General features: G+C 29.5%; 22 protein-coding genes. 14 read left to right on the top strand and 8 right to left on the bottom strand.

Annotation, left to right across the window (positions count from 1 at the left end; genetic code table 11):
- Positions 1–139: 139 nt before the first annotated feature.
- A complete protein-coding gene (locus tag HYG84_RS18835) occupies positions 140–1,309 on the top strand; it encodes an HpcH/HpaI aldolase/citrate lyase family protein (protein WP_212383254.1) in 1,170 nt (389 codons plus the stop codon).
- A 74-nt stretch (positions 1,310–1,383) separates the two neighbouring features.
- Here the strand turns inward: HYG84_RS18835 and HYG84_RS18840 are convergent, their stop codons facing one another.
- Entirely contained in the window at positions 1,384–1,764 is a 381-nt protein-coding gene (locus HYG84_RS18840) for a hypothetical protein (RefSeq protein ID WP_212383256.1), read from the bottom strand.
- A 197-nt stretch (positions 1,765–1,961) separates the two neighbouring features.
- Here HYG84_RS18840 and HYG84_RS18845 point away from each other — a divergent pair, with 197 nt between their 5' ends.
- The 7 genes from HYG84_RS18845 (at position 1,962) to HYG84_RS18875 (ending at position 11,203) form a co-directional block, all read left to right on the top strand.
- Entirely contained in the window at positions 1,962–3,311 is a 1,350-nt protein-coding gene (locus HYG84_RS18845) for a phosphoribosyltransferase family protein (protein ID WP_212383258.1), read from the top strand.
- A gap of 94 nt (positions 3,312–3,405) precedes the next feature.
- On the top strand, positions 3,406–4,533 hold the full coding sequence (locus HYG84_RS18850) for a cysteine protease StiP family protein (protein WP_212383260.1): 1,128 nt from the start codon (positions 3,406–3,408) through the stop codon (positions 4,531–4,533).
- Between the two features lie 54 nt (positions 4,534–4,587).
- Complete coding sequence (locus tag HYG84_RS18855; RefSeq protein WP_212383261.1) at positions 4,588–5,382, top strand: HAD hydrolase family protein; 795 nt, start codon at positions 4,588–4,590, stop codon at positions 5,380–5,382.
- Positions 5,383–5,620: 238 nt separating this feature from the next.
- Positions 5,621–6,358: a TerD family protein gene (locus tag HYG84_RS18860; RefSeq protein WP_249168780.1), complete on the top strand. Its 738-nt coding sequence runs from the start codon at positions 5,621–5,623 to the stop codon at positions 6,356–6,358.
- Between the two features lie 368 nt (positions 6,359–6,726).
- Positions 6,727–7,368 carry a TerD family protein gene (locus HYG84_RS18865; protein ID WP_212383351.1) on the top strand — a complete coding sequence of 214 codons (642 nt, stop codon included), beginning with the start codon at positions 6,727–6,729 and terminating at the stop codon, positions 7,366–7,368.
- Positions 7,369–7,441: 73 nt separating this feature from the next.
- Positions 7,442–8,284, top strand: a complete 843-nt coding sequence (locus HYG84_RS18870; protein WP_212383262.1) for an AIM24 family protein — start codon at positions 7,442–7,444, stop codon at positions 8,282–8,284.
- A 144-nt stretch (positions 8,285–8,428) separates the two neighbouring features.
- Complete coding sequence (locus HYG84_RS18875) at positions 8,429–11,203, top strand: cation-translocating P-type ATPase (protein ID WP_212383264.1); 2,775 nt, start codon at positions 8,429–8,431, stop codon at positions 11,201–11,203.
- Positions 11,204–11,303: 100 nt separating this feature from the next.
- Here the strand turns inward: HYG84_RS18875 and HYG84_RS18880 are convergent, their stop codons facing one another.
- The gene (locus tag HYG84_RS18880) at positions 11,304–12,104 is read right to left on the bottom strand and encodes a hypothetical protein (protein WP_212383266.1); all 801 of its coding nucleotides are present in this window, start codon (positions 12,102–12,104) and stop codon (positions 11,304–11,306) included.
- A 272-nt stretch (positions 12,105–12,376) separates the two neighbouring features.
- Between HYG84_RS18880 and HYG84_RS18885 the strand changes: the two genes are divergently transcribed.
- The 4 genes from HYG84_RS18885 (at position 12,377) to HYG84_RS18900 (ending at position 14,578) form a co-directional block, all read left to right on the top strand.
- Positions 12,377–12,568 carry a hypothetical protein gene (locus tag HYG84_RS18885; protein WP_212383268.1) on the top strand — a complete coding sequence of 64 codons (192 nt, stop codon included), beginning with the start codon at positions 12,377–12,379 and terminating at the stop codon, positions 12,566–12,568.
- Positions 12,569–12,693: 125 nt separating this feature from the next.
- Positions 12,694–13,176, top strand: coding sequence for a hypothetical protein (locus HYG84_RS18890; protein ID WP_212383270.1), 483 nt, complete (start codon positions 12,694–12,696; stop codon positions 13,174–13,176).
- Positions 13,177–13,192: 16 nt separating this feature from the next.
- Positions 13,193–13,756 (top strand): signal peptidase I, encoded by a 564-nt coding sequence (lepB, locus tag HYG84_RS18895; protein WP_212383272.1) that lies wholly within the window; start codon positions 13,193–13,195, stop codon positions 13,754–13,756.
- Between the two features lie 102 nt (positions 13,757–13,858).
- Positions 13,859–14,578 (top strand): hypothetical protein, encoded by a 720-nt coding sequence (locus HYG84_RS18900; protein WP_212383275.1) that lies wholly within the window; start codon positions 13,859–13,861, stop codon positions 14,576–14,578.
- 43 nt (positions 14,579–14,621) lie between these two features.
- Here the strand turns inward: HYG84_RS18900 and HYG84_RS18905 are convergent, their stop codons facing one another.
- Both HYG84_RS18905 and HYG84_RS18910 read right to left on the bottom strand, forming a co-directional pair.
- Positions 14,622–14,969, bottom strand: coding sequence for a hypothetical protein (locus HYG84_RS18905; protein WP_212383280.1), 348 nt, complete (start codon positions 14,967–14,969; stop codon positions 14,622–14,624).
- A gap of 119 nt (positions 14,970–15,088) precedes the next feature.
- Entirely contained in the window at positions 15,089–15,463 is a 375-nt protein-coding gene (locus tag HYG84_RS18910; protein WP_212383283.1) for a hypothetical protein, read from the bottom strand.
- Positions 15,464–15,645: 182 nt separating this feature from the next.
- Between HYG84_RS18910 and HYG84_RS18915 the strand changes: the two genes are divergently transcribed.
- Positions 15,646–15,870, top strand: coding sequence for a hypothetical protein (locus tag HYG84_RS18915; protein ID WP_212383286.1), 225 nt, complete (start codon positions 15,646–15,648; stop codon positions 15,868–15,870).
- 27 nt (positions 15,871–15,897) lie between these two features.
- On the opposite strand, the gene HYG84_RS18920 is transcribed toward HYG84_RS18915, so the two are convergent.
- Both HYG84_RS18920 and HYG84_RS18925 read right to left on the bottom strand, forming a co-directional pair.
- Complete coding sequence (locus HYG84_RS18920; RefSeq protein WP_212383289.1) at positions 15,898–16,542, bottom strand: hypothetical protein; 645 nt, start codon at positions 16,540–16,542, stop codon at positions 15,898–15,900.
- A gap of 113 nt (positions 16,543–16,655) precedes the next feature.
- Positions 16,656–17,603 (bottom strand): endonuclease NucS domain-containing protein, encoded by a 948-nt coding sequence (locus HYG84_RS18925; protein WP_212383292.1) that lies wholly within the window; start codon positions 17,601–17,603, stop codon positions 16,656–16,658.
- 106 nt (positions 17,604–17,709) lie between these two features.
- Between HYG84_RS18925 and HYG84_RS18930 the strand changes: the two genes are divergently transcribed.
- Entirely contained in the window at positions 17,710–18,315 is a 606-nt protein-coding gene (locus HYG84_RS18930; RefSeq protein WP_212383295.1) for a hypothetical protein, read from the top strand.
- A gap of 29 nt (positions 18,316–18,344) precedes the next feature.
- Here the strand turns inward: HYG84_RS18930 and HYG84_RS18935 are convergent, their stop codons facing one another.
- Positions 18,345–19,907 (bottom strand): hypothetical protein, encoded by a 1,563-nt coding sequence (locus HYG84_RS18935; RefSeq protein ID WP_212383298.1) that lies wholly within the window; start codon positions 19,905–19,907, stop codon positions 18,345–18,347.
- A gap of 112 nt (positions 19,908–20,019) precedes the next feature.
- Complete coding sequence (locus HYG84_RS18940) at positions 20,020–24,633, bottom strand: PA14 domain-containing protein (protein WP_212383301.1); 4,614 nt, start codon at positions 24,631–24,633, stop codon at positions 20,020–20,022.
- Positions 24,634–24,720 lie beyond the last annotated feature (87 nt).

The following is a 24,720-nucleotide window of genomic DNA, read 5'->3' on the forward strand; positions in this document are numbered from 1 at the left end:
ATATATGTTTATAGTTAAATCTGCTTTGATATTTGAATTACTAAGCCATGTCGTTTTTATAGCGACAAAAAGTATATTCTGTTTTAAAAATCATGTGTTATGTTAAAATCACAATTTTTAAAACACAGGAGGATTATATATGAAACACTACGGACATTTAAGTAAGAAAAAATTAGACAGCATTTTTTATAAATTACCAGAAACATTTAATAGAAATACCAAGAAAGAAGTTTTGTCTCACTCATTAGGGGCTACCTTATATATGCCATCTACTAAAGAAAAGATTGCTGATGATTTAATCATAAAAAAACACCCATCCCTGACCTCTATAGTTATCTGTTTAGAAGATGCTATTGGCGATAATGAAGTTGAAATCGGTATGAAGAATATATTCGATACAATGGAAAAGTTAAATAGGGCTATAAATGAAGATTTAATTAAAGAAGATGAACTACCTCTTATGTTTATTAGAGTTAGGAACCCTCAACAATTAAAGAAACTTCTTTTTAAAAATAATAATGGTCAAAAGTTAAATCTATTGTGCGGATTCAATTTGCCTAAATTTACTTCAAAAAATGGTATTCTATATTTAGATGCAATTGAGGAATATAATATTAAAAATAATACAAAACTTTATGCAATGCCTATTTTAGAAACTCCTGAAATTATCTATAAGGAAACAAGAATCAATGAGTTTATGAAAATCAAAGGAATTATTGATTCATACAAAGACCTTGTTCTTAATGTAAGAATAGGTGCTACAGATTTTTCTAGTCTTTATTCTATCCGTAGAGGAATGGATTTTACAATTTGGGATATTAATGTAATTAGTGATTGTATTACAGATATTATCAATATTTTTAATAGAGCAGAAGATAACTACACAATCTCTGGCCCCGTATGGGAATATTTCTCTAACAGCAATAGATTGTTAAAACCTACACTTCGAGAAACTCCTTTTATTAAAAAAGGTAGTCAAGGAAGAAAGAAAAGATTAGATATGATTGATAAAGCAATTGATGGTTTAATTCGAGAAATTATTTTGGATAAAGCCAATGGTCTTGTTGGAAAAACAATTATACATCCTAGTCACATCAGTTTTGTAAATGCAATGTATGTAGTTACTCAAGAAGAATATGAAGATGCAGCAAATATTTTAAGCAGTCAAGATATTGGAGTATTCAAAAGCGAATCTGGCAATAAAATGAATGAAGTTAAACCTCATACAAATTGGGCTATGGAGGTTGCTTTAATGGCCAAAATTTACGGAGTAATAAAAAAAGGTATTAATTACACAGACTTATTTTAATTTACTAAATAAAAACAAGTACCATATTGGTACTTGTTTCTATTTATACATTTATACTGGGTTCGTCAGATAAATCAGCAATAAGTCCTTATTCGTCTAAGCATATCACATATTTGATAAGAATTTATAGTTCCTAACCTTATATTTGTTTCTGAAAATACAATTTTTCTAAGTGAACATCCATCACAATTACGACCGCAATTAATGCTATTAAGTTGATTTGCAAGTTGTTTCAATGATTCATATATATCGTTTGTCGTTAATTCATTTGATCGTTTTATATTCCCTTCACACATCTCTATCGCCTTATTAAAGACCATTACTTGTTCTTCATATAACTTTGCTCTAACATCACCTTGATCAATTCTATCTTGTAAACTTTCAACGTGACTTTTTAGATATGATACTGTTCCCTGCCCTGTAACTTGATTAAATCCATGTATTGTTTTTTTCATTTTTCTTCTCCTTTCATAACCCTATTTATTTCATTACCAAAATCGCACATCATTTATGTTTAAACCCTTTCACTTTTGAAGTAAGATTCCTTTTTTTGACTTTTACATAATACAGAATTTACTTCCTTAGAATCAAGACTTTTTAAATATATGTTATATTAAAAAAACTTATTTTAGTTCTAAGGAGGAAATTAACAATGAATAAAATGGAGTTAAATATTGTTAGTGATTTAAAAATCAAACTAACAATAAAAGAAAATAAATTTAATATACCTTTAGAATCACTTTTTAGCATAGCCTCAAGAATTAATCCCAAAAGAAGTTTCTTATTTGTAAGTAAACTTTTAGGAAAGCACTTAGCAATAAAACCACAGATTCCCCTAGTAACTGGTGCTTTGTTATCTGATATTATGCTTGATGAAATTGATGGAATCTCACCATTTAATAGAGACCTCTTAGTAAAATCACTATCAAATGAAAAGTATCTTTCTGATGCTATAGATGAAACCTATAAATATACAATTATTCCATCTAAACCTACCCTTTTTATTGGCTTTGCAGAAACTGCTACAGGCTTGGGACATTCAATGTTCAGTATATTTCGTGACAATGCTGCATTTATTCATACAACAAGAGATGAATTAAAAGGACTAAAATCGAGTTTTAACTTTGAAGAAGAACATTCTCACGCAACATCTCATTTATGCTATGCACTTGAACAAGATTTTTTTAACAAATATAAAAGAATTGTTCTTGTGGATGATGAAATGACCACTGGTAAAACATCATTAAATCTGATAAGAGCATTAAATAACAAATATCCGGGGAAAGAATATATAGTTGCTTCGATACTTGACTGGAGAAATGATGAACAAATAAATGACTACTTTGAATTTGAAAAAGAATTAAACATAAAGATTTCTACTATTTCTTTACTTCAGGGTGAAATAGAGTGTAATAACAGTCCTGTTGATTATAGTAGAAGTTGTAGTTACGGAATGTTTATAAACGATCCTATTAAAACAGAGACCAAAGGTATATATATGCCTGAACTCCAAAAACATAAATTCAATAGAGTACTTGAGTCAGGACACATTAAATATAATGAGCCTTATGTTAAAATGACTGGACGGTTTGGCATTACTGCAAAAGAAAATCAAACAAATATACAAACGCTGAAGATGTTGGGTAGTAATATTCGCTTAAATAGAGAATATGATAAAACACTAGTTATGGGCTATGGAGAATTTATATATGTTCCCTGCTTAATAGCATCCTATATGGGAGAAGGTATAATATTCCAGTCTCCTAGTAGAAGCCCTATTCATGTATTTAATGAAAAAGGTTATTCAATAAAAAATTCTATTAGAGTTAATGACCCTTTTGATTTAAGTGTAAGTACTTATATTTACAATATATTGCCTGATATGTATGATGAAGTTTTTATGTTATTTGAAAGAGAAGTTCCAAGTGAATTTAAGGATGTAATCACTAATGAACTTCAGAAAGTAGGAATAAAATCAATAAAATTTATATGTTTTAAATAAAGTGTTGGGTGTGTATTATTACACCCTCTTTTATTACCCTTTAAAAATCATGTGTTATGTTAAATGCAGAATTATATATAGGAGGTTTTAATACATGAATGAATTTATTAAAGAAAGAGCAAAAAAACTTAACAGGCCTGAATATATAGGTAGTTATAATGCAGATGATTGCATTTTTCTCCTAACAAATATAAATGGAAAGATTAAAGAGCAAAACAATGTAGAAAGAGAATATTTGATTCAAAATGGAAACCACTATTCTGAAATGCTACCTGTTGAATATATTCCACAAGATGAATATATGGAAGTGTTTCATAGAACTTTAGATGATTTATCTCTTAATATGGCTACTTTGGTGGCTATTACGGCAGAAAAAATCATGCTTGATAAAAGTAGAGATGTGATTCTAGTATCTCTTGCAAGAGCAGGGACACCCATAGGGGTGCTTATTAAAAAATATATTAAAGAAACATATGGAATTGATGTGCCTCATTATTCTATTTCAATTATTAGAGGTAAAGGAATTGATGAAAATGCATTATGCTACATCTTAAATAGGCATAACTCAAACAATATACAATTTGTAGATGGTTGGACAGGTAAAGGTGCAGTTAACGATGTGCTAGATGAAGCAATAGACGAATTTTATAGTAAATATAAAGTTATCATACCAAAAGATTTAGCAGTCTTAGCAGATCCAGCCCAATGCGTAAAAATATTTGGTACTAGAGAAGATGTTTTAATACCTTCTGCCTGTCTAAATTCCACTGTGTCAGGTCTTATGAGTAGAACTGTTAAGAGAGATGATTTAGTAACAGAATATGAGTTTCATGGTGCAAAGTTTTATGAGGAATGGCTAAATATAGACCTCTCTAACTATTTTATAGAGAAAATTTGCAAAGAATTTCTTAATGTTAATCAGTCATATATTAAGCAAAGTTGCATAAACACACTCCACTCCTCTATTTTAAATACTGGGATTAAGGAAGTTAATGAAATTCAAAAAGAGTTCAATATAGATGATGTAAACATGGTTAAACCCGGAATAGGTGAAACTACAAGAGTTTTATTAAGAAGGGTTCCATGGAAGATTTTAGTGAATGATATAAATAATCCAAAATTAAAACATATTTTATTGCTTGCCAAGGACAGAAATGTTCCTGTAATTGAATATAAAAACATGAATTATTCGTGCTGTGGTTTAATTAAAACGATGAAGTAAACTACTCCCCTTCTCTATTGAAGGGGATATTTTATGACAAAGGAGGGCTAACCTATGATATTTGCAACAGATTTAGATAGAACAATAATTTATTCTAAAAGATTTGTTCATGACAATATGCCACAGGTACAAAGTGTGGAGAATATAAATGGTAGTGAAATCTCTTATATGACTAAGACATCTTTATATTTAATACAAAATTTATTAAATCAGGACATAGTAACTTTGATACCTGTTACTGCAAGAAGTAAAGACGAATTTGCTCGAATACATTTTTTATATAATTTGGGACTTAAATATATTATTGTAAACAATGGAGGCAGCATATTTATTGACGGTAAAGAGGATAAGTATTGGAAAGAACATATTCAAAAACAAGTCCAACAATTTAAGATGTCTCATGCAGAAATTCTCAATAAATACTTAGATACATTTGGATTTAATTCTTTAAAAAAATTTACTCTTGTTGATAAATTAGTTAGAGTCATAAGTTTAAAAAATAAGTTAGATAAAAAAAAGTTAAATGAATTTACTAAGTATGCACATTCTCATGGATGGAAAATTTCTTATAATGGAAAAAAAATATACATTATGCCAGAGTTCATCAATAAATGGTCAGCACTTGAATATGTCCGGGATAAATATTTAAATGGAAAAAAAATAATATCTTCAGGTGATTCTGATTTGGATTTAGACATGGTAACTAATGCTGATATTGGAATCGTTCCAAGGCATGGAAATATTATAGATTACATTAATACAGATAAAATTGAAATTACTCGAAACCATGGTTTTTTAGCAGGTGAAGAAATAATAAAAAGAGTTTTTGATCTCACAACTTTGGAATAACACAGTATCTATTGATATTGTGTTTTTTATTGTCTGATTTCTTTTTTATTTTTAAAATTTTTCTTTATTTTTTTTATAAGTAAATAATCTTATGAAAATCGTGTGTTATGTTAAAAAAGCAAATACTTGAAACAGAGTATTTTACTTAATAATATATAAATCTATCGCCCAAAGAGTAATCTTATATCTTCAGAATTACATCTTGTAGGTAATAAGAAAATTTAAAGGAGGAATTATTATGGATTTTAGTTCAGGAGCAAATCAGCAACAAAACAACAATGGGTTAGGCTTAGGGTTAGGACTTGGTAATAATCAACCGCAAATGCAAACTCATGTAGTGCCACAAGAAAATCTAGGAGGACCATTAAACTTTGGAGCAGGAATTTCTCTTGCTAAAGGTGGCGGTGTTTCTCTCTCCAAAAATTCAGGCATAAGTCTTTCTAAAGTGGATCCGTCTCTAAAGAATGTAATGGTTGGTGCAGGATGGGATGTAAATACAATGGGTTCTGCTTATGACTTAGATATTCAAGCATGGATGTTAGGTCAAGATGGCAGAGTTTTAAGTGATGCTCATTTTGTTTTCTACAATCAATCAGTTAGTCCAGATGGCTCGGTTAGACATTCTGGAGATAACAGAAATGGTCAAGGTGAAGGTGATGATGAAACAATGGATATCACACTAGATCTCGTATCCCCTCAAATAAATGAAATTTTATTTACTATTACTATTGATAATGCAAGGGCAAAAGGTCAAAGTTTTGGGAATGTTCAAAATGCCTTCATTAGACTTGTAAACAAGGATACTGGAAATCAAATTGCTAGATATGATTTATCAGGGAATTATGCAGGTGCAACATCTTTAATCTTTGCAAAACTTGTTAGAGATAATACATGTTGGAACTTTATAGCATTAGGTGACGGCACCCAAGAAGAACTTGTCAATCTTTGTCAAAGATATGGTGTAAATGTTGGTTAGTTATAAAATTTTTATTAAGCAATTCGCCTACATCTTTGAAACACAACTAATTGTACAGAATACCTAATAAATTATTTTAGATTCCTATCGACGTAGGAATATCAACAATAGTTCTAGTGATTTTGAAACACCAAGAATTAACTTAACAAAAGGGAGGTTTTACTATGGCTGATTTTAGTAGAGGTAATACTCCAACTTCCCCTAATAACTTCGGATTAAGAAGTCCAACCAATCTATATGCCCCTAATGGGCATATAGATTATCAAACAAATATCCCTCAACAGGGCTTTAACAATCCAAATAGTAATCAGGGCTTTGGAGAACCACAATATACACAATACAATCAACCTGCCATGGATAGTTATGGAATGTCTCCTTATCTATCTAAAGGGAGAGGATTATCGCTAACTAAAGACCAAAGCATTAGTCTTTCTAAGATAGATGTAAATTTAAAAAATTTGCTTGTAGGGCTTGGATGGGATGTTAATACTCACAAAATGAACAATGCATACGGTAGTAGGGGAAATAATTTTGATCACGATTTAGATGTTCAGGTGTTTATATTTGATTCACTAAATCCTAATCAACGAGTAATAAGTGATGGACACTTTATATTCTATAATCAACCCCTGAGTCCTGATGGTGCTGTTCGTCATACTGGCGACAATAGAAATGGACAAGGTGAAGGTGATGATGAATCTGTATTAATAGATTTACTAAGAATCTCACCACAAGTACAGAGACTTCTATTTACAGTAACCATTCATGATGCAAATATAAGAGATCAACATTTTGGACAAATCAATAATGCATATATACGAGTTGTAAACAGGGATACAGGTATTGAAGTTATTCGATACGATTTGACTTCAAATTATTCCGGTTCAACTTCTCTAATTGTAGGAGAAATGATTAGAATAGGTAACGATTGGCAGTTTAAGGCATTAGGACAAGGAACCCAAGAAGAATTGTTTCATTTATGTAGAAGGTTTGGGGTTAATATATCCTAAAATACAAGTTTAATTTTGTGATTTTAAAAAAACAAATATATAACTAATAATAAATCGAATAGGAGTGATTTCTATGTTTAGATTAGCAGTTCATAACGAACTTTCATGTTTAGCACAAGCACAACAACAAGGCGTTTTATATGCAAAAAAAGGCTCTATGGTTGGATATCAAGGACGCTTTAAATTTGATAAAGTTTTGCTTGACCCTAATGGTGGAAATGTAATGGCAATGGCAGCAAGACATATGGGTAGAAAGTTAACTGGTGAAAATCTTGAACTTATGAAAGTACAAGGTCAAGGAATTCTATATCTTGCGGACTTGGCTCAACATGTTACTGTTGTTGGATTAAATAATGGAGAATCAATTAGTGTAGAGAGTGAAAACTTACTTGCACTTACAGATGGATGTAAGTATGGTATTAATTTCTTTGCGTTAGGAACTGTATCGCAAAAAGGCCTATTTACTTCAAAAATAACTGGACAAGGACAGGGTTCACAAGTTGCTATTATGACAAATGGAAACCCTATCATTCTTGATACTCCATGCGTTGTAGATCCTGATGCAATAGTTGCTTGGACTGGTCCAGATCCGACATTAAAAGCACATATGAGTTTTAAAATGTTGATTGGACAAACTTCAGGCGAATCTTATGCTCTTGAATTTAAACAACCGGGACATAAAGTTGTTATTCAGCCTTATGAAAGGGAAAGTGGTTTTAAATTAGCCATTGACGATAAGAGATATCAGCCTGAAATGCAAAACTCTGCTTTCCAAAACACTCAAAATGGGTTCCAACAAATGGGACAACAATTTGGTGGAGAGCAGATTGGTAGTCAAGGTCAATTCGGTAGTCAAAGCCAAGGAAATGGCATGGAAAATATGGTAAAAGGTGCTTTAAAGAATTTCTTAGGTTAATTAACTTAATAAACCTCTCCTCTATCTTTGAGGAGGGGTTTTTGTATTTTTAAAATAATAAAAAATTATTTTACAATTACGTTTAAAAAAACGTGTGTTATGTTAAAAACACAAATCAAGAAAGTAAGAAAGGATGATGAAAGAATGAATAATTCATTCAAAAAATCTTATGAAGAAATATTGTCAACTTTGGGTGTATCAAAAGGAACTGGCTTAAATAACAAGCAAGTTGAAGAAAGCAGAAAGAAATATGGATATAATGAGTTTACTCCTCCTAAAAAGGAAAGTTTCTTTACTAGACTTTTAGATAATCTAAAGGATCCTATGATTTTAATTTTATTAGTTGCGACTTTTATTTCTTTATCAACAAATGTATACCTTCATTATTCAAATCAACACAGTGATTTCATAGAAAGTATTGCTATATTATTAGCAGTTATGCTCTCTACTACCATTGCAATGACTATGGAAGGCAAATCTCAAAAGGCTTTTGAAACTTTAAATCAAATTAATGATAATATTAAAGTAAAAGTACTTAGGGATAGAAAAATAATTTACTTATTAAAAAGAGAATTAGTAGTTGGAGATATTGTTTTTTTAGAAACTGGAGATAAGGCTCCTGCTGATGGGAGATTAATAGAAGCATTTAATCTTAAAATTAATGAATCTATGCTAACTGGCGAATCCGATGATGTAAAGAAAAATGCTGAATTAGTATTGGATGACGACAAAACTCCACTTGGCGAAAGAAAAAATATGGTTTTCGGTGGGACATTTGTAACAGAAGGAAAAGGTACTATGATTGTTACTAGTGTTGGTGACGATACTGAAATGGGTAGAATTGCAGAAGGATTAAAGGATTCAGAAGAAGATGAAACTCCACTTCAGGAAAAGTTGGGCGATCTTGGAAAGAAAATCTCTTTAATTGGTACTTTTGCAGCAGGTATTATTTTTGTTATTAAGATTATTAAAATGATGAATGGTGAAGGTATTACTGCTCCTGAAGTTATAAATGCCTTTATAGTATCCATAACATTAATCGTTGCTGCTGTACCAGAAGGACTTCCGACAATGATTTCTATGACTTTATCACTTAATATGCAAAAAATGGCTAAAAACAATTCTCTTGTTAAGAAATTGATTGCATGTGAAACTGTTGGAAGTATTAATGTAATCTGTTCTGATAAAACTGGTACATTAACAGAAAATAAAATGACTGTTGTAGATATATATAGTAATGGTAAATTAATAAAACCTGACCAATTACAATCAGGTCACATGATTGAAAACTTTGCCATTAACTCTACTGCAAATTTACAAATAAAAGATGAGAAACACGAATTTATTGGAAATGCCACTGAATGTTCATTACTTGAGGCTTTTACTAAAACAATATGTTCTCTTTCCCCTACTAAGTGCATTAATTATATGAAAGAAGGAACATTATGTGAAAGCAAATGCTCTAAATATTTAAATGATAAGGAAGTCATTAGTAATTATGAAGATTTAAGACATAATGCAGAAGTCGCTTATCAATATGCATTTAGTTCAGATAGAAAAATGATGTCTACTGTTATTAAAAATGGAGAAACATTTACAGTATATACTAAAGGAGCATCTGAAAAAATCTTAGACTTATGTACTAAAGTTGCAATAAATGGACAAATAATGAATTTAACAGATGAAATTAAGGTAGAACTTGTTTCAGAGATAGAAAAGTTACAATCTCAAGCAAAGAGGGTTCTTGGGTTTGCACATAGGGAAGTCGCTGAAATGGACTGGTTAAATGAACAAATAAAAATTGAAGATGAATTTATATTTGATGGTTTTGTTGGAATTGCTGATCCTCTTAGAAAAGAAGTTTATGATGCTGTAAGAGAATCTCGTGCAGCAGGTGTTGATCTTAAAATCCTTACTGGAGATAATAAGGTTACTGCAACAGCAATTGCTAATGAATTAGAGATCTTAGATGCTGATGCTCTAGTATTAGAGGCTCATGAAATCGAAGATATGTCAGATGAAGAATTACTTAATATAATTGATAGAATTAAAGTTATCGCTAGAAGTAAACCAATGACAAAACAGAGAATCGTAGATGTTTTAAAGAAAAAAGGTGATGTTGTAGCCGTAACTGGTGATGGTATTAATGATGCCCCTGCTCTTAAAAAAGCAGATTGCGGTATTGCAATGGGTATTGCAGGTACAGAAGTATCTAAAGAGGCTGCTGATATTGTACTTCTTGACGATTCTTTTTCATCAATAGTAACATCTATATTTTGGGGTAGAGGTATTTACGAGAATTTTCAAAGATTCATTCAATTTCAATTAACAGTAAATGTGGTTGCTTTCTTAACTGCCTTTTTAGCAGAGATATTTGGTTTTCCAATGCCATTTACTGCACTTGAACTATTATGGGTTAATATTGTAATGGATGGACCTCCTGCTTTAACTCTTGGCTTAGAACCACCTAGAAAACACTTAATGAAGAAAGAGCCTATAAAAAGAGATGCGAGTATTGTAACAAAAGATATGCTTTCAAGAATTATTTTACATGGATTATTTATGGTTGGTATGTTAATATTCTTACTTGTGGCCAGACCATTTGGAGACCCATCAAATGAAACTCAACAATTAACTATAACCTTTACTACATTTGTTATGTTTCAAATTTTTAATGCATTTAACTCAAGAGAATTTGGTACAGATAGTGTATTTAAAAACTTATTCCATAATAAGATAATGCTAGTAACTATCTTTGCTACATTTTTAATTCAAGTAGCCGTAACTCAATTTGGAGGTTCAATATTTAAAACTGTACCTCTTGATTTAGTAACATGGATTAGAATTGTTGGCTTCTCCTCTACTATCATCATTTTTGGTGAATTAGTAAAGGTAGTTAGAAAAATTATTAATAAATAATGTTATTTTAACACCTTGAGATTACCTCAAGGTGTTATTTTTATCTTTTAGTATATATTCTAACTAATAGACAATACATATTAGCGACTGTTTTTAGTTTCTAATAGTCGTTATAATCATCATAATAATCGTCATAATAATTGTCTCCATATTGACTATTATTTTTTTTCTTATCTCTGCTCATTTTAATCTTATTTAAATTAATTGAACCACCTAAAATAAAAAATAATCCTCCACCTAATACTAATATCCCTAAGATAATTATAGTGGTCATGGAACTTCTACTGTTTTTCGTTTCTATTATAATATCATTTTTCTTTCCATTTTCTAATATCCAAACATACTCTCCATTATTAATTCCAGTATAATTTCCATGGCTAATTTTAAGAGGTCTATATGAAAAAACATAACGATTAGTAGAATATATACTATCTATTAATTTATTGTTTTTCATTAAATTATCCCATATAGTTAAATCAGCAGATCCCATAATAAAATTATCTATCTGAACCAATTCAATAAATGAAAACTGAACCAAATCAACAGATATTTCATTTAATGAACTATATATTTTTTCTCCCTTTATATAGAAAAATTTATTTTCCACATAAGGTTCATATTGTATATCTGTATCTTCTAAACTTTTCATAATAGATGGACTTGCAAAAAAACCTAACTCAATACCAGTAATGTTTTCTTTAATAAATAAATTTAAAGAATAAGTACCATTTTTATTTTCAACTATACCTATTACATAATTAATATACCCTCCTTCTGATGTAACAGAATTGTAAAAGGTCTTTATCATTTCTTCACTCTTATTTGCTGCAAATGTTGTAGTGCTACCTGCTAAATTAAATAGTATACACATTATCAAAACATATTTAATAATTTTTTTCACTTCAATCCCCCCTCTCTACTCAAGAATTATAAAGATTTAATACATAATAATCAAAAATATATATAATTTTATTTTATACTTGAAACCCTTTCCCGCTATTTATTAAAATCTAAATGCTATGACAATAATTGTTTTTTATAAGTATAAAAGGAGGCAATTTTTTATTTTTTAATATAAATTTCTACTCTTAAAGAATTCTGTTTCCTAGATGTATCAAATTATAGATATATGATTGTGCAAAATATTAATAACATAAGGCAGGTGAAATCTACGTGGAAACTTTAGGTCAACGAATCTTTAGAATTATTGTATCGAATATTGGTGCTTTAGTGGTTTTTTATATGATGCTCTTATATGGACGTGAAAATGTTCCTTTAGTAGAGCAGTATTGGAAAATTCCATTTAGCCTATTAACTACTTATCTCCTATATCAAGATTTTATGATTTTAATAGGAAAAGATTAATCTTACAAAAGGAACAAGAATTCTTGTTCCTTTTATTTGCTATTTACACATTTAAGTTCTTTAAAAATTGATTTTCTCATTATTTTATTTAAAATATATAAAAACTAATGAAAGAGGTGTTTATTATGGCAAAAGAGCCTTCATTGGATTTTCTAAAATCTATTTCAAAATTTAAAAGAAACACACTTAATAAAAAAAGTGGGACATATAATTACAAATCAAGACTCAAACTGATAGATGACTTTCTAATTACAAAACAAGAAATTGAAACTGGTAAATATGAAAAAACTTTAAAAGAAAATAATTCAGATGAAGTAATATCACAAATACATCACAGAATCGAAAGATATAGATTCTTTGTGAATTCCCTTCCTACCGAAGTTAAAATACCAAAAAAACTGCATGATTCTTTTGACAATAAGAACGATATATATAAATATTTTATAAACTTTAGAAGAAAAAATAAGATTTGTTTCAGTTTGCCAAAAAAGGTTGATGAACTTGAACTTGAAATCGCTATGAAAATCATAGATAATTTTTATATAATAGATATAATGGAATATGATAAAGAATTAGTAAAGTTTAAAAAAATCACTTTTGAATACTAGCAAGGGAGGTACTGGCATGAAAGATAATGTTTTTGAAGTTGCCAACCATAAAAATGAACAATACAAGTGGATTAATAAAAAAGAAATATTTGAATGGATTCGATTAACCCTATTGGCACTAAGCATAGTGTTCTTATTAAACAATTACTTTATAGTTAATGCATCAGTGCCAACTGGTTCTATGATCGGAACTATTATGCCTAATGATCGTGTTATCGCAAGTCGAATGTCTTATTTTATATCAACTCCTCAAAGGGGTGATGTAGTAATTTTTAAATATCCTGATGACGAAAAAATTCTGTTTGTTAAAAGGATTATAGGTCTTCCTAATGATGAAATTTATATTAATAATGGTAAAGTATATATAAATGAAGAAGTTATAGATGAACCATATGTTAATGAAATAATCCAAGGAGAATTTGGTCCTTACAAAGTACCAATTAATAAATATTTTATGTTAGGCGATAACAGGAATGATTCTCAGGATTCTCGCTTTTGGAAAAATAAATATGTTTCTAGGAGCGATATATTAGGGAAAGCAACTTTCAAATATTATCCGAAGTTTAAATTAATTAAGTAAAGACACTATCAATCAAAATGATAGTGTTTTTACTTTTTACAACTTGAAGTAGATAAGTAATAGAGTCTATAATACATAAAATCTAATTTTGGAGGTGTTTTTATGAAAAAAAGAATTATTGTATATGCTGTAACCCTTGCTATGGTACTTTTCCCTACAAACGTAGTATATGCTAATATGAATTTTGATATTGGAATGGATAACATTATGATGGATCAATCTATGCAAATGGTACTAGATCAAGTATATATGGGAATGGAGAGCAGTGAATTTATTTCTGATAGTGCTGCTTATAATAATACGATTGATGACTTTTTAAATAATCCTATGTTTTTTCACGATTATTTAGGGGATGTTTCCCTAGATGGAAACATAGGACTAGATGCCTTTATGGATATAGGGCAAGAACTAGAATTCTCACAGGCTATTTTTGATGGAGATTGGTCTAAAGATTTTAATGATTTTTTTAGTAATTCCGTTGCAGAAATACCAATGGATATTTATATGGTAGGTATGGATCCTACTGAAAATGCAATTTCTATTTTTGATGATTTTACAAACTCTAATCTTAATGACATTCATGGTGATGCATTGGGTTTAAATGCTCAATTGGAGAGTCCAGAACAACAACTTATGAATTCATTAATTCCTGAAGAAAATACAGATATGATAGAGGCAGAGCAAGGAGAAAGTTCTAATATCCCTACACAAGATAATGGTTCTGATAATCCAAGCAGTAAAGGTATAGATATTATTAAACCTAAAGATGATCCTAAGTCAGATGTCATTGATAATTCATCAATGAATGTTCCAAAAGATTAATTAATAAAAAAGAACTCTAGGTGGTTAGCCTAGAGTTTTCTGGTTATATTGCTAAATCTTTTGAATTTAAGTTAAATACTGTTGTACTGTATTTGTTTATATATCTCTGTAACTGATTTTGTTCAATAAATTTTGTGACAACAATTTCAGTGCCTATTACAAGTTCAGCAGCATAAATTCCATTATTAATGATGAATCTTTGATTTGCTTTAATTCCCTCTAAATCAACTGACTTAGCATTTTCTAAGAACAATTTGAGATTATTAAGAACAAATAAATCATCACTCTCTGAATTTTCAGCAATTGACGGACATGTATCATATGCTCTATTTGTCATCACCATTTTAAATTCCCAACCTAAAACATTAACAAAAACTTTTTCCTTTTTCATTATGTATTCTCCTCCTTAAATAAATAAAAACCTAATATAATTATGTAAAGAGATTTTAGAGAATCATATTTTTACTTTTCAAGTCTTTTTTTTAAAAATAAGGATGAAGAAAAATATCTTCAATCCTTATCATATTTTCGCATTTTAAGTTGTTCAATAAACTCTGGTATGGAAATCCCATCCTCTTTAGACTCCAATGTGTATATTTTAGAATCTTTATCAAAACTAACTCTCTTGTTCAGAAACCCTAAATCAGTAATAAATACTTCTATTGTATTATTTTTCTTTTTAGCAGTTCCAATAATTAAGTAGTTTGTCCATGTTTTCTCACAAGGAAATTCTTTTGTAAAATAAACGGTATCTTCTGATGAAAAATGTATTTCCTTCATCTTTCTTTCAATTTGTTTTTCTATATCAACCTTATTTATATTATTATCTTCTACTTTATTCAAAACACTTAAAGCATAATTTATTGAAATTAACTTTTTAGTCACCTAACATCCCTCGCTTTATACTTCATTATGCCAAAATTCCTTATTATCATTATTATGTATTAGAATATACCATATTTAAATTTATAAAGTCAAATATTCTTAATTTCTATTTCAAACATTCAAATTTTAAAAATATCTGTTATAATTTAATTATTATATTTACATAGGGAGGTTTTCTATCTATGATATTTAAACAACAAGAGGTTCAGTTCATAAGTGGTGAAATGAACAATCAAAAAGGAATATTTAAGGATATTTTAAAAATTGTAAACCTAACAAATTCTATTTGTAGTTTAGAGGTAAATGGGAAACTTTATACTGAAGAAAAATCAAACTTTATATTTACAAATAATGAAATAGAAAATAAGTGGAATTATGGAGACGTTATTATAGAAGAAATAAAATAAAAAAAGGTGAGTCAATCTCACCTTAATTTATTTTATCGCCCTTTCTATTTCCTTTAGTTTATTAAAATGAATGTAATTCTTAGGAACCGTTTTTCTCTTTATCGGAGCACCGTATTTAATAAATATATCATTAAAAAATGATGTAACCCTGTAGGTAAATACACTAACTAAATTATAATCAGTTAAATATTGATATGTTTTATTAACGACATGATAAATCTTTTCTTCTAAAATCTCCTCATTTATTCCTTTTTTAATCTCATTTTCAAGGTACTTTATTTTCAATCCGTTAAAATACTTCTTAAAAATATCATCTATCCATATAATAACTTTATTATCTTTTTCAAATATAATAATTAATATCCTCTTGTCTTTTGTCTTACCTATTTGCAATTCTAATTCCATGTTATCAAGAAAAAATTCAGATTCCCTTATACCACACTCCTTTAAAGTGATAATGGACATATTTATAGGTTTTTTACTTTCTAATAATCTAATTCTTTCCTTCAGAAGATTTTTATATTGTTCATCTTCAATCATCATAGCGTCATCATGTATTCTGGAGGTATTTGACACAAGAGTTCGATTACTATTAGTAAAAAGGGCAGCCCAAAGCATAAAAATTATAATTAATATTGCAATATATGCTTTCATATTTATCACCTTTTTCATATAAAGTTTTTATACTTTATTAAAAAATGTTTCCACATCTCAAATAAAAATTAAAGAGGCTAGGAAACCAGCCTCTTTGAGCAAATATAATCTGATAATTTCATAATCATATACTAAAATTGTTTTATGAATGTAAATTTATCGTATCTTTTCTCAAAATAGTAGAGTTCAGCATCAATTTCTTTCAATTCATCTATAATAGGTTTATCTAACATAGGTGTAACCGCAACCTTTCTGATATTATCATCTTTAAATATCTTTTTTACATCTTTTGTATATGCATTAAGTTGCCATGTTAAATCTTTTGGTCTGCTATTTGCCTTTAACTCAACTACCACCTTGTTTTTTTGTTCATCTTCACATAGCAAATCAATAATACCACTATCTATTTCATATTGTCTTTTAAGAACCTTAAAACCTTCTAATACACCTCTGTTGTTTACTATATAATCCTCTACCTCTTTTTCTGTTGATTTTTCATTTTCAGCATTATATATATCTTCATATCTGCAATAATATTCATCTATTGTAAGTGCAAAATCATTATGGTCTAAAGGATACGTTACCCCCTCTATCATTCTTGGAGAATTTACGGCCATTATCTCAAAATCATTATATAATAGAAAAAGCATAAAATGTTTATATCTGAATTGATAGTAAGGATGTGTTTTCTTTTCATATTTAAATTTTTGTTCTGTAATAACTTTATATTTTCCAAAGAATTCTTTTAAAATTTCTTTCTTGACAACTTTCTGCCCTTTTAAATTTGTAGCAATCATTTCAAGATGCCTAAATGAAAAATCATCTACTATATTCTCAAGGCTATAAGTTCCTTGAAAAAACCTTTTATATATTTTTGTATCATAAAAATGGAAGCCATTTTGATTTGGCATATTTAATTCTCTTATTAAAAATTCAATCAAATTTTTTGTATCTATTTTTTTATTATTAAAATAAATCATATATCTAATAAAAAATATCATCATCGTTTCATGTTCGGATGATTTGTTATACATATATTTTAATTCATCTACTATTTTTTCTTGTAATAAACTTTCCATCATTTCACCTCAATTTTAAAATACTATTTTTAAAATAACACATAAAAATTATGCTTGATAATATTAAAAAAGGTTCTATATCATTTTCTTTAAAGGAGTGATATACATGAATAAAATATTGATTACAACTGAAAAAGAAATTCCCGTTATTAAATATACAGGTTGTGCCAACTGTAACTTACCTTGTGGAAAAAGAGAAAAAAATGTGCCTAAACGTGGCTGCTGTTGGTATGATGTAGAATTAGATCTTTATGATATAAAAAATATAATTGATAGAGATAAATCTATTTTTATTGATATAATATCTAAACATCCATATATAATTGATGCAGATCTAAATGTTATATATTTCTCTGCAAATAAGATAAATAATAATGAGAATAGAGAGAATAAAGTATGTATTTTCTTTGAAAAAGATAAGGGATGCTCTTTGCCTGTTTATGCAAGACCCTTTATATGCAGGGTTACTCTATGCCCTCATTTAAGAAAGTATATAGATACTAAAGAATATATAAAAATAAAGCAAGTAAATAACCTAATTTATAGACATAGAATAAAGTATTTAGATTTATTAAATAGAGAACTGTATGAACGAGGAATAGAAATGAATAAAATTGATTTAATAATAGAAATACTAGAATCATTACCAAAACTAAAACCTCTTGAAATTCAAAATGCAGAAGTTTATGTAAAAAGTAATTGTTTAATATAAAAAGGACTAGAAACCTAGTCCTTTTTATATTAATCATTTATTATACTTACAGAAATATTTTTAAATGTACCATTCTGTTGACTTATAGTAAATGGACCATAACCTCCTGTTAAAAATGGATTATCATTGTCTGTATAATCAATAATCAAATTTTCTCCATTATATATTTTTATATTATTTCCCACAACTTCAAATTTCATATTATACCATATATTAAAGTTCCATCTCCAAGATGAATAATCAACAAGTTTTTTAACCACACCATTAGTTACTTTATATAAACCAGTTATATAAATATGTGAATCTGTACCTTTGCTAAAAGCAAATATGTACATATTATTTAAATCTTGCATCCTAAAAGCCATTCCAATATTATCGTCATCACCCGCATTAGGAGTTACTGCCATTGATACATTAACTTTATAATCTTTTAAATTAACATCCTCTGGATTCCAAAACCCTGTCCATCCAACATTTTTAGTAGAATATATAGACTTGCTAGTTGAATTGTATTTCCACTCCCCTGATTTAGAATCTGTTTTAATATAATTATTCCAATCATCAAATATTGCCTTCATTGGATCTTTAGTGTCAAATGTTTTAGTTGTCCATTCAGATGCTTTTCCAAAATTATCTATTGCTCTTACCTTTACTGTATGTGTTCCTTGGGTGTACAAATCATTTTCACTTTTTCCAACCCATTCATATCTTAGTTGGTCTCCATCAGGATCTATAGATGAAGCCCCTAATATAATTTCATAAAGACCGTTTACAATTCTGCCTGTTACATTCATAGCAATAGTAGGTCTTTGTGGAGCCTGATTGACCCATTCTACATTAAATATTTTACTTTCCTTTGCAGTTTTTACTTCAATAGTATTAACCTTATCTCTTTCCACTATTAATTCTGATTTAAATGTTTTAAATTGACTCTTAGCAGCATATATGTTATCCATATGTTTTGCATAAGCAATATTTTCATATTCAACTGGAATTTCTGAATTATTTACTAGAACTTTTATTGTCTCATTCGCAGGAACTTCTCCAGTCATCAATGTGTTTGAACCTTTCATTATATTATTTCTAGTCATAGACAGCATTTTATCTGCAACCTTAACATTTCTAATTTCTCCATTAACAGAAGAAAAAACCAACTCTCCATATTCATCCATTAAGCCTCCCGCATAAAATACTCTATTGCTTTCTTTTGAATATACAAAGTAATCTTCTGAATCTTTATCATAGCCATGCTTTAAATTAGTATGATATTCTTTGCTTTGCTCCAAATTGATTTTATAAAGTTCTTCACCTGAATCTCCAATAGAAGTTATTGCTTTAAGTAAATTTTGATTCGGTGTTATTTTTTCTCCAAGTGGTAAAGAGTTTTTATTAGAATCATATATTACTATTGCTTTTTCAAGACTTTCAATATCCATAATTAACGAAGCAACATCAGCATTTCTCTTAACACCTATAAATCTTGGAACCGCTAATCCTGCTAATAACCCTAACACAATGATCGAAATAATCAACTCAACAACTGTAAACTTTTGTTTCTTTCTTTTATTTGAAAGTTTTAATATCATATCCATACAAAACCCCTCCTTTATATTATTTGATGTATGATGTATATTATAATTTATATTTTCTTTATATTTCAATTCTTTATATTAATAAAAACTAGGGAATTTTCCCTAGTTTTTATTAGAATCCATATTCCACTGTATAAGTGATATTAGATTTGTTATACATACAATGTGATGCATAATAAAAGAATTCAAGTTTAGTATATTTACCTACTGGAAGTGTTCCTCCACCATTATTTAAGAATATACCATTACTTGTAGTCTTATATTCAATTTGCTCCCATTGTCTTGTGCTTGGGTTATAACCTTTAACCCATGCATAATCGCTACCAGAATGTCCACTTACAGATGGAACATTAAACGTATACTTTAAAATATGACCGCCTTCAATACCGTTTTCATAGATTCTTGACTCTGGATCCGTCAACGTCATTCCACCACCACCGCTAGGGTCAAGTGAAAAGAATACTATTGCAGCCTGTTGAGATTCTAGCCCTGCTGCATCTCTTGCTTTTACAGTAATAGTATGTCGCCCTATTGGATATCTGCTAGTCTCTGCTAATCTTCCTGTCCAAATGAATGTTACAGCATCTCCATCAGGATCACTTGAAGTAGCAGTAATTGTTTTATACTGACTATTAGATATATTTCCTGTTGGTGATTGATGAATTACAGGCTGACTTGGTGGATTATTTACCACTGTAAATGTTTTTGTAACCCAATCAGAGTATGCTCCGAAAACATCTTTTGCTCTTGCCTTAATTGTATGTGTACCTACTGCATAATAGTCATTAACGGCTCTTCCTTGCCATTCAATGGTGACTGAATCTCCATCAGGATCAGTAGCACTTGCTGAAATATTTACAAAAAATTTACCACTAGATACGGTTCTTGTTGGCTTTACTGTAATTATAGGATTATTTGGTTCCCTATTAGTTACAAAGGTCACAGTTTTCCATGCAGAGTATGCTTCATGACTGTCTTTTGCTCTTACCTTTACCACATTTTCTCCAACTGGATATAGGTCATCACTTGCTTTACCATCCCACTCGTAAGTTATGGTGTCACCATCGGGATCAATGGATGAAGGTGTTAGATATACTCTAAACTTATCATTTACTCTAGTATGGGTATCATTTACATCAACGGTTGGTGTAGATGGAGGTCTGTTCTCTATTTTAAAACTTTCTGTAATCCAATTAGAAGGAACATTTAGACCATCTTTAAATTGAACTGAAATTTCATATTCAGGAATTATATTAGGTGGTGCATCTATTTTATAAGTTGGATTTGATTTATCAAATGTAAATGTCCTATGTTGTCCAAATTTTTCTGTTAACTTCCATTCATATGATGTTGGTTCACCATTTGGTAAAAATGCATCATATAAACTAAAAGTTAAAGTATCTCCCCTATAATATACTCCCGGTACATTTGGGCCTGAAATGGAAATCTTAGCATTTGGTTCTTCAATTATTTCACTTTTTCTAAATTGGCTTGTATAAAATATAGTGTTAATTATAAGTTTCTTCTCATCATCTGGTGCATTAACTAATAGACTACCCTTTGTTCCATCATAATTATAGGTATGATGCCCTGAAGATAAAAACACTACATTATTATTACTTATCGCAAACCAAGTCTCTTGAGGTCTTGTAGGATCTGCTGCAAACCAAACATCTGCTCCTGTCTCATATGATTGACTATGTGTTGGTTGAACATCTATTATATCTGGAATTAAAAATGGATATTTGGTCAGTAAACCCTCTTTAACCTTAGTAATGCCTTCAGGGTTCAATGTTGGATATGAAGGATATTTATATCCCCAACGAATGGCAGTTTGAGTTTTTCCATCTGTACCTTGATCTAATTGAAAGTATCGTGCAAACTTATTAAAGTTCTTACTATGATGGCTTATTGTATCATGTGTGAACAATACCCCTCTGCCTTCATTTATATACTTATCAACCTTTTGATACATTTCATCATTTAAGTCTATAAGTCCATAATTGTTTGAGAAACCAAAAATTAGCATATCATACTGTTCCAGAGATGGCTTAGTACTATTGAAACTATTTAAACTTATACCATAAACATCTACTTGATTTGGAACAAGTTGATTAATTACTGCGGGTAATTGTGGTTCAAACAGATAAACTTCTAACACCTTAAATTTAACTACAAAATCATATTCAGCCCAATCACTCCACATACCTAGTCCATTTTTAACTCTTGCCCTTATGGTATGAAGTCCTCCACGATATCTATTATTAGGGGTTTTGCCCTCCCATTGAACATCAATAATAGGATTTCCATTTTGATCATACTGATCTTTTATATCAAATGTTATAATTTCAGCCGGCAATATAACTCCTGCCTTAGAAGGCACAATAACAGGTTTATCTGGTTTATCTAATATATTAACTACATCTGGAGTTTTAAGAGTTGTGGGGTTAGCCATTCTTAAAGTAATATTTTGTGCAACATCTTTTCCATCCCCTAAATAATCATTATGAGACACAGACATCCAAAATTCTTTTTCACTACTAGAGGAGTTAGGTTGAAGAACTTGCTGTTCACTGTCATGATGTAAATTTATTCTTCCACCATCATATTTTACATCTCCTATTGAATCTACCATTGCTACACCATTTCTAGTGTGCAACCCTATCTCATAGTTGTTTTGATTTGACCAATAAGCAGTACCCGTTGCTAAATAAGAATGAGGTAATGCTTGATAGTCGCTTCCCTCTACAATTTGATAGGTACCACTTACTCCCCACGCTCCAATGCCATCCATATGAGATGTTCTTTCAAACATAGGTGCATGTCCACCAATATAAGAATATAGTGTTTGATTTGAAATGTTTGTATTTTTAAATTTATGTTTAATTATTGGAGAGTTTTTATAATAACTCGCTATTACATCGTATTCTAATGCATTTGCCGTATCTTTAACCGTATATTCAATTGTTGTATAAATAGCATTATCTTTTAAGATTTTAAAATTGTTTAACGAACCCCAATCAGTATATCCACTCTCCTGATTTTTTGAGGAAAAATAGAAATTTTTATCAGTCTTTTCTCCAATAGCATCATATCCGCTACCATTAATATATGCCTGTGAATAACCTGCTCTTGAATCTTTTTTAAATTTAAGAGAGTATAAATTATTATTAGATACTGAAATATGTGTGCTATTACTTGATACGTTTATTCCACTTTCAGGCGGTATATAAGTGATTCCATCAGAGAAAATAAGACTGTATGCTTTTTCTTCACTAGGTTCAATATCATCAACAAAAACTAATTTACCTTTCTTAATGTGTCCTGTTGATGTTTTTACTAAATCCTCCATCACAAATGGAACCATTTCTGTACCTTCTAATAAAGTCATATTTATTGTATCTTTAACCATTTTTCCTTCATCAAATATAATAGGAACTTCAAGAATTTCTCCAAATCTTTTAATTCCTAGAGGTTCCTTAATAGTAAAAGTCTTAGAATAATAAGGTGTATCTCCACTATAATCTGATGAATAAGGCAATAAATAAGCACTTGGAATAATAGAATAATCAGTTCTTCCTTGATATCTCCATTGGAGATATGCTGTCGCCTCACCTGTATTCTCATAGTATTCCATTTTTATAGGATACCACTGGTCTTTTGTTAGAGATATTGTTCCAGTCCAAGCCTTAGCACCTTCTTGTTGCCCCCACTTATCAATTAGTAAAGTGTTATCCACCCAAAGCCTTACACCATCATCAGTGATTGTTCTAAAGTCGATTATTCCTGTCTCTGGTGCTTTTACAAGCCCTGTCCAAACAACAGTAAAACCATCTTTATCGAGATTTGGATGTGGTTCATATAAACCCCATTGAAAGTTTATTTCCTTATCTATTCTTTCAGCCATTTTTTCACCTTTAGAAGTAGGAGGCATAGGTTCCCCTGATAAATCAGTCAATATTTCATGCTTATAATATTCTCCTCTAAGTCCATTGATTATTACCTTTGTATTATCTTGTTGTGTATCCACCTTACTATTTAATCTCGAGGTAGAAAAACGATATATCTTTTTTAAACTACCATTAAAAGTATTAATTGGAATTTCTGCGACTGCCAAAGTAAATGAACGAGTATCCTTAATTTTCGGATCCCTATTAACTGGGATATCACTCATATTTCTAGCAACCAACTCTGACATAATGGAATCTTTAATTGATTTATCATCTGTAGAATTATTGCTGATTTGAACACTGTTTAATGTTTGTTTTATATTATTTATAAAATCTTCAACATCAGCAGATTTATTTGATACATGTTTTGAATCAGCATTAAAAACAAAATAAGTCATTTTTGGTGTTTTCTCTAATCTTGATGTATCAAAAGGTGTCGTTTCATTGCCGTTATATTGGAACACATAATTTACTCCATTATTTTGTTTTATAGGACTTAATTTAATTAAATTTTCTGTGCCTAAGTTTACATTAATTAACTTTTCAAATATCTCTTTTGATTTATCTTCATCTATTTTAAAAGAACCTTCTGCAAGAACATCCTCATTTACAACAACACTAGAAGCCTTAGTTGACCTATCTAGCCCATGTTTAACATGAAGCCCCAAAGAATGAGTGTCATTCATATTCATAAAATAGAATACAAATAAACTACTTAAAATAATCATTATCAGTGCAATAAATGAGATTAAGCCTTTTCTTTTTATGAATCGCATACTTCCACCTCCCATTTTTGAAATTTAACATATTATAGTTATTTAAGACTTAAAATTCAATTTTTTATCACATAAAAATAACCGTAG

Origin of the sequence: Alkaliphilus sp. B6464 (assembly GCF_018141165.1) — a bacterium.
In the GTDB taxonomy this organism is placed as follows: Bacteria; Bacillota; Clostridia; order Peptostreptococcales; family Natronincolaceae; genus Alkaliphilus_B.

Excerpts from the sequence above, each read along its gene's own strand:
- HYG84_RS18860 (WP_249168780.1), top strand. The coding sequence starts at position 5,621 with ATGGATTTTAGTTCAGGAGCAAATCAGCAACAAAACAACAATGGGTTA.
- HYG84_RS18835 (WP_212383254.1), top strand. The coding sequence starts at position 140 with ATGAAACACTACGGACATTTAAGTAAGAAAAAATTAGACAGCATTTTT.
- HYG84_RS18845 (WP_212383258.1), top strand. The coding sequence starts at position 1,962 with ATGAATAAAATGGAGTTAAATATTGTTAGTGATTTAAAAATCAAACTA.
- HYG84_RS18915 (WP_212383286.1), top strand. The coding sequence starts at position 15,646 with ATGATATTTAAACAACAAGAGGTTCAGTTCATAAGTGGTGAAATGAAC.
- HYG84_RS18900 (WP_212383275.1), top strand. The coding sequence starts at position 13,859 with ATGAAAAAAAGAATTATTGTATATGCTGTAACCCTTGCTATGGTACTT.
- HYG84_RS18870 (WP_212383262.1), top strand. The coding sequence starts at position 7,442 with ATGTTTAGATTAGCAGTTCATAACGAACTTTCATGTTTAGCACAAGCA.
- HYG84_RS18855 (WP_212383261.1), top strand. The coding sequence starts at position 4,588 with ATGATATTTGCAACAGATTTAGATAGAACAATAATTTATTCTAAAAGA.
- HYG84_RS18850 (WP_212383260.1), top strand. The coding sequence starts at position 3,406 with ATGAATGAATTTATTAAAGAAAGAGCAAAAAAACTTAACAGGCCTGAA.
- HYG84_RS18935 (WP_212383298.1), bottom strand. The coding sequence starts at position 19,907 with ATGGATATGATATTAAAACTTTCAAATAAAAGAAAGAAACAAAAGTTT.
- HYG84_RS18875 (WP_212383264.1), top strand. The coding sequence starts at position 8,429 with ATGAATAATTCATTCAAAAAATCTTATGAAGAAATATTGTCAACTTTG.
- HYG84_RS18905 (WP_212383280.1), bottom strand. The coding sequence starts at position 14,969 with ATGAAAAAGGAAAAAGTTTTTGTTAATGTTTTAGGTTGGGAATTTAAA.
- HYG84_RS18925 (WP_212383292.1), bottom strand. The coding sequence starts at position 17,603 with ATGGAAAGTTTATTACAAGAAAAAATAGTAGATGAATTAAAATATATG.
- HYG84_RS18930 (WP_212383295.1), top strand. The coding sequence starts at position 17,710 with ATGAATAAAATATTGATTACAACTGAAAAAGAAATTCCCGTTATTAAA.
- HYG84_RS18920 (WP_212383289.1), bottom strand. The coding sequence starts at position 16,542 with ATGAAAAAGGTGATAAATATGAAAGCATATATTGCAATATTAATTATA.
- HYG84_RS18865 (WP_212383351.1), top strand. The coding sequence starts at position 6,727 with ATGTCTCCTTATCTATCTAAAGGGAGAGGATTATCGCTAACTAAAGAC.
- HYG84_RS18940 (WP_212383301.1), bottom strand. The coding sequence starts at position 24,633 with ATGCGATTCATAAAAAGAAAAGGCTTAATCTCATTTATTGCACTGATA.
- HYG84_RS18890 (WP_212383270.1), top strand. The coding sequence starts at position 12,694 with ATGGCAAAAGAGCCTTCATTGGATTTTCTAAAATCTATTTCAAAATTT.
- lepB (WP_212383272.1), top strand. The coding sequence starts at position 13,193 with ATGAAAGATAATGTTTTTGAAGTTGCCAACCATAAAAATGAACAATAC.
- HYG84_RS18840 (WP_212383256.1), bottom strand. The coding sequence starts at position 1,764 with ATGAAAAAAACAATACATGGATTTAATCAAGTTACAGGGCAGGGAACA.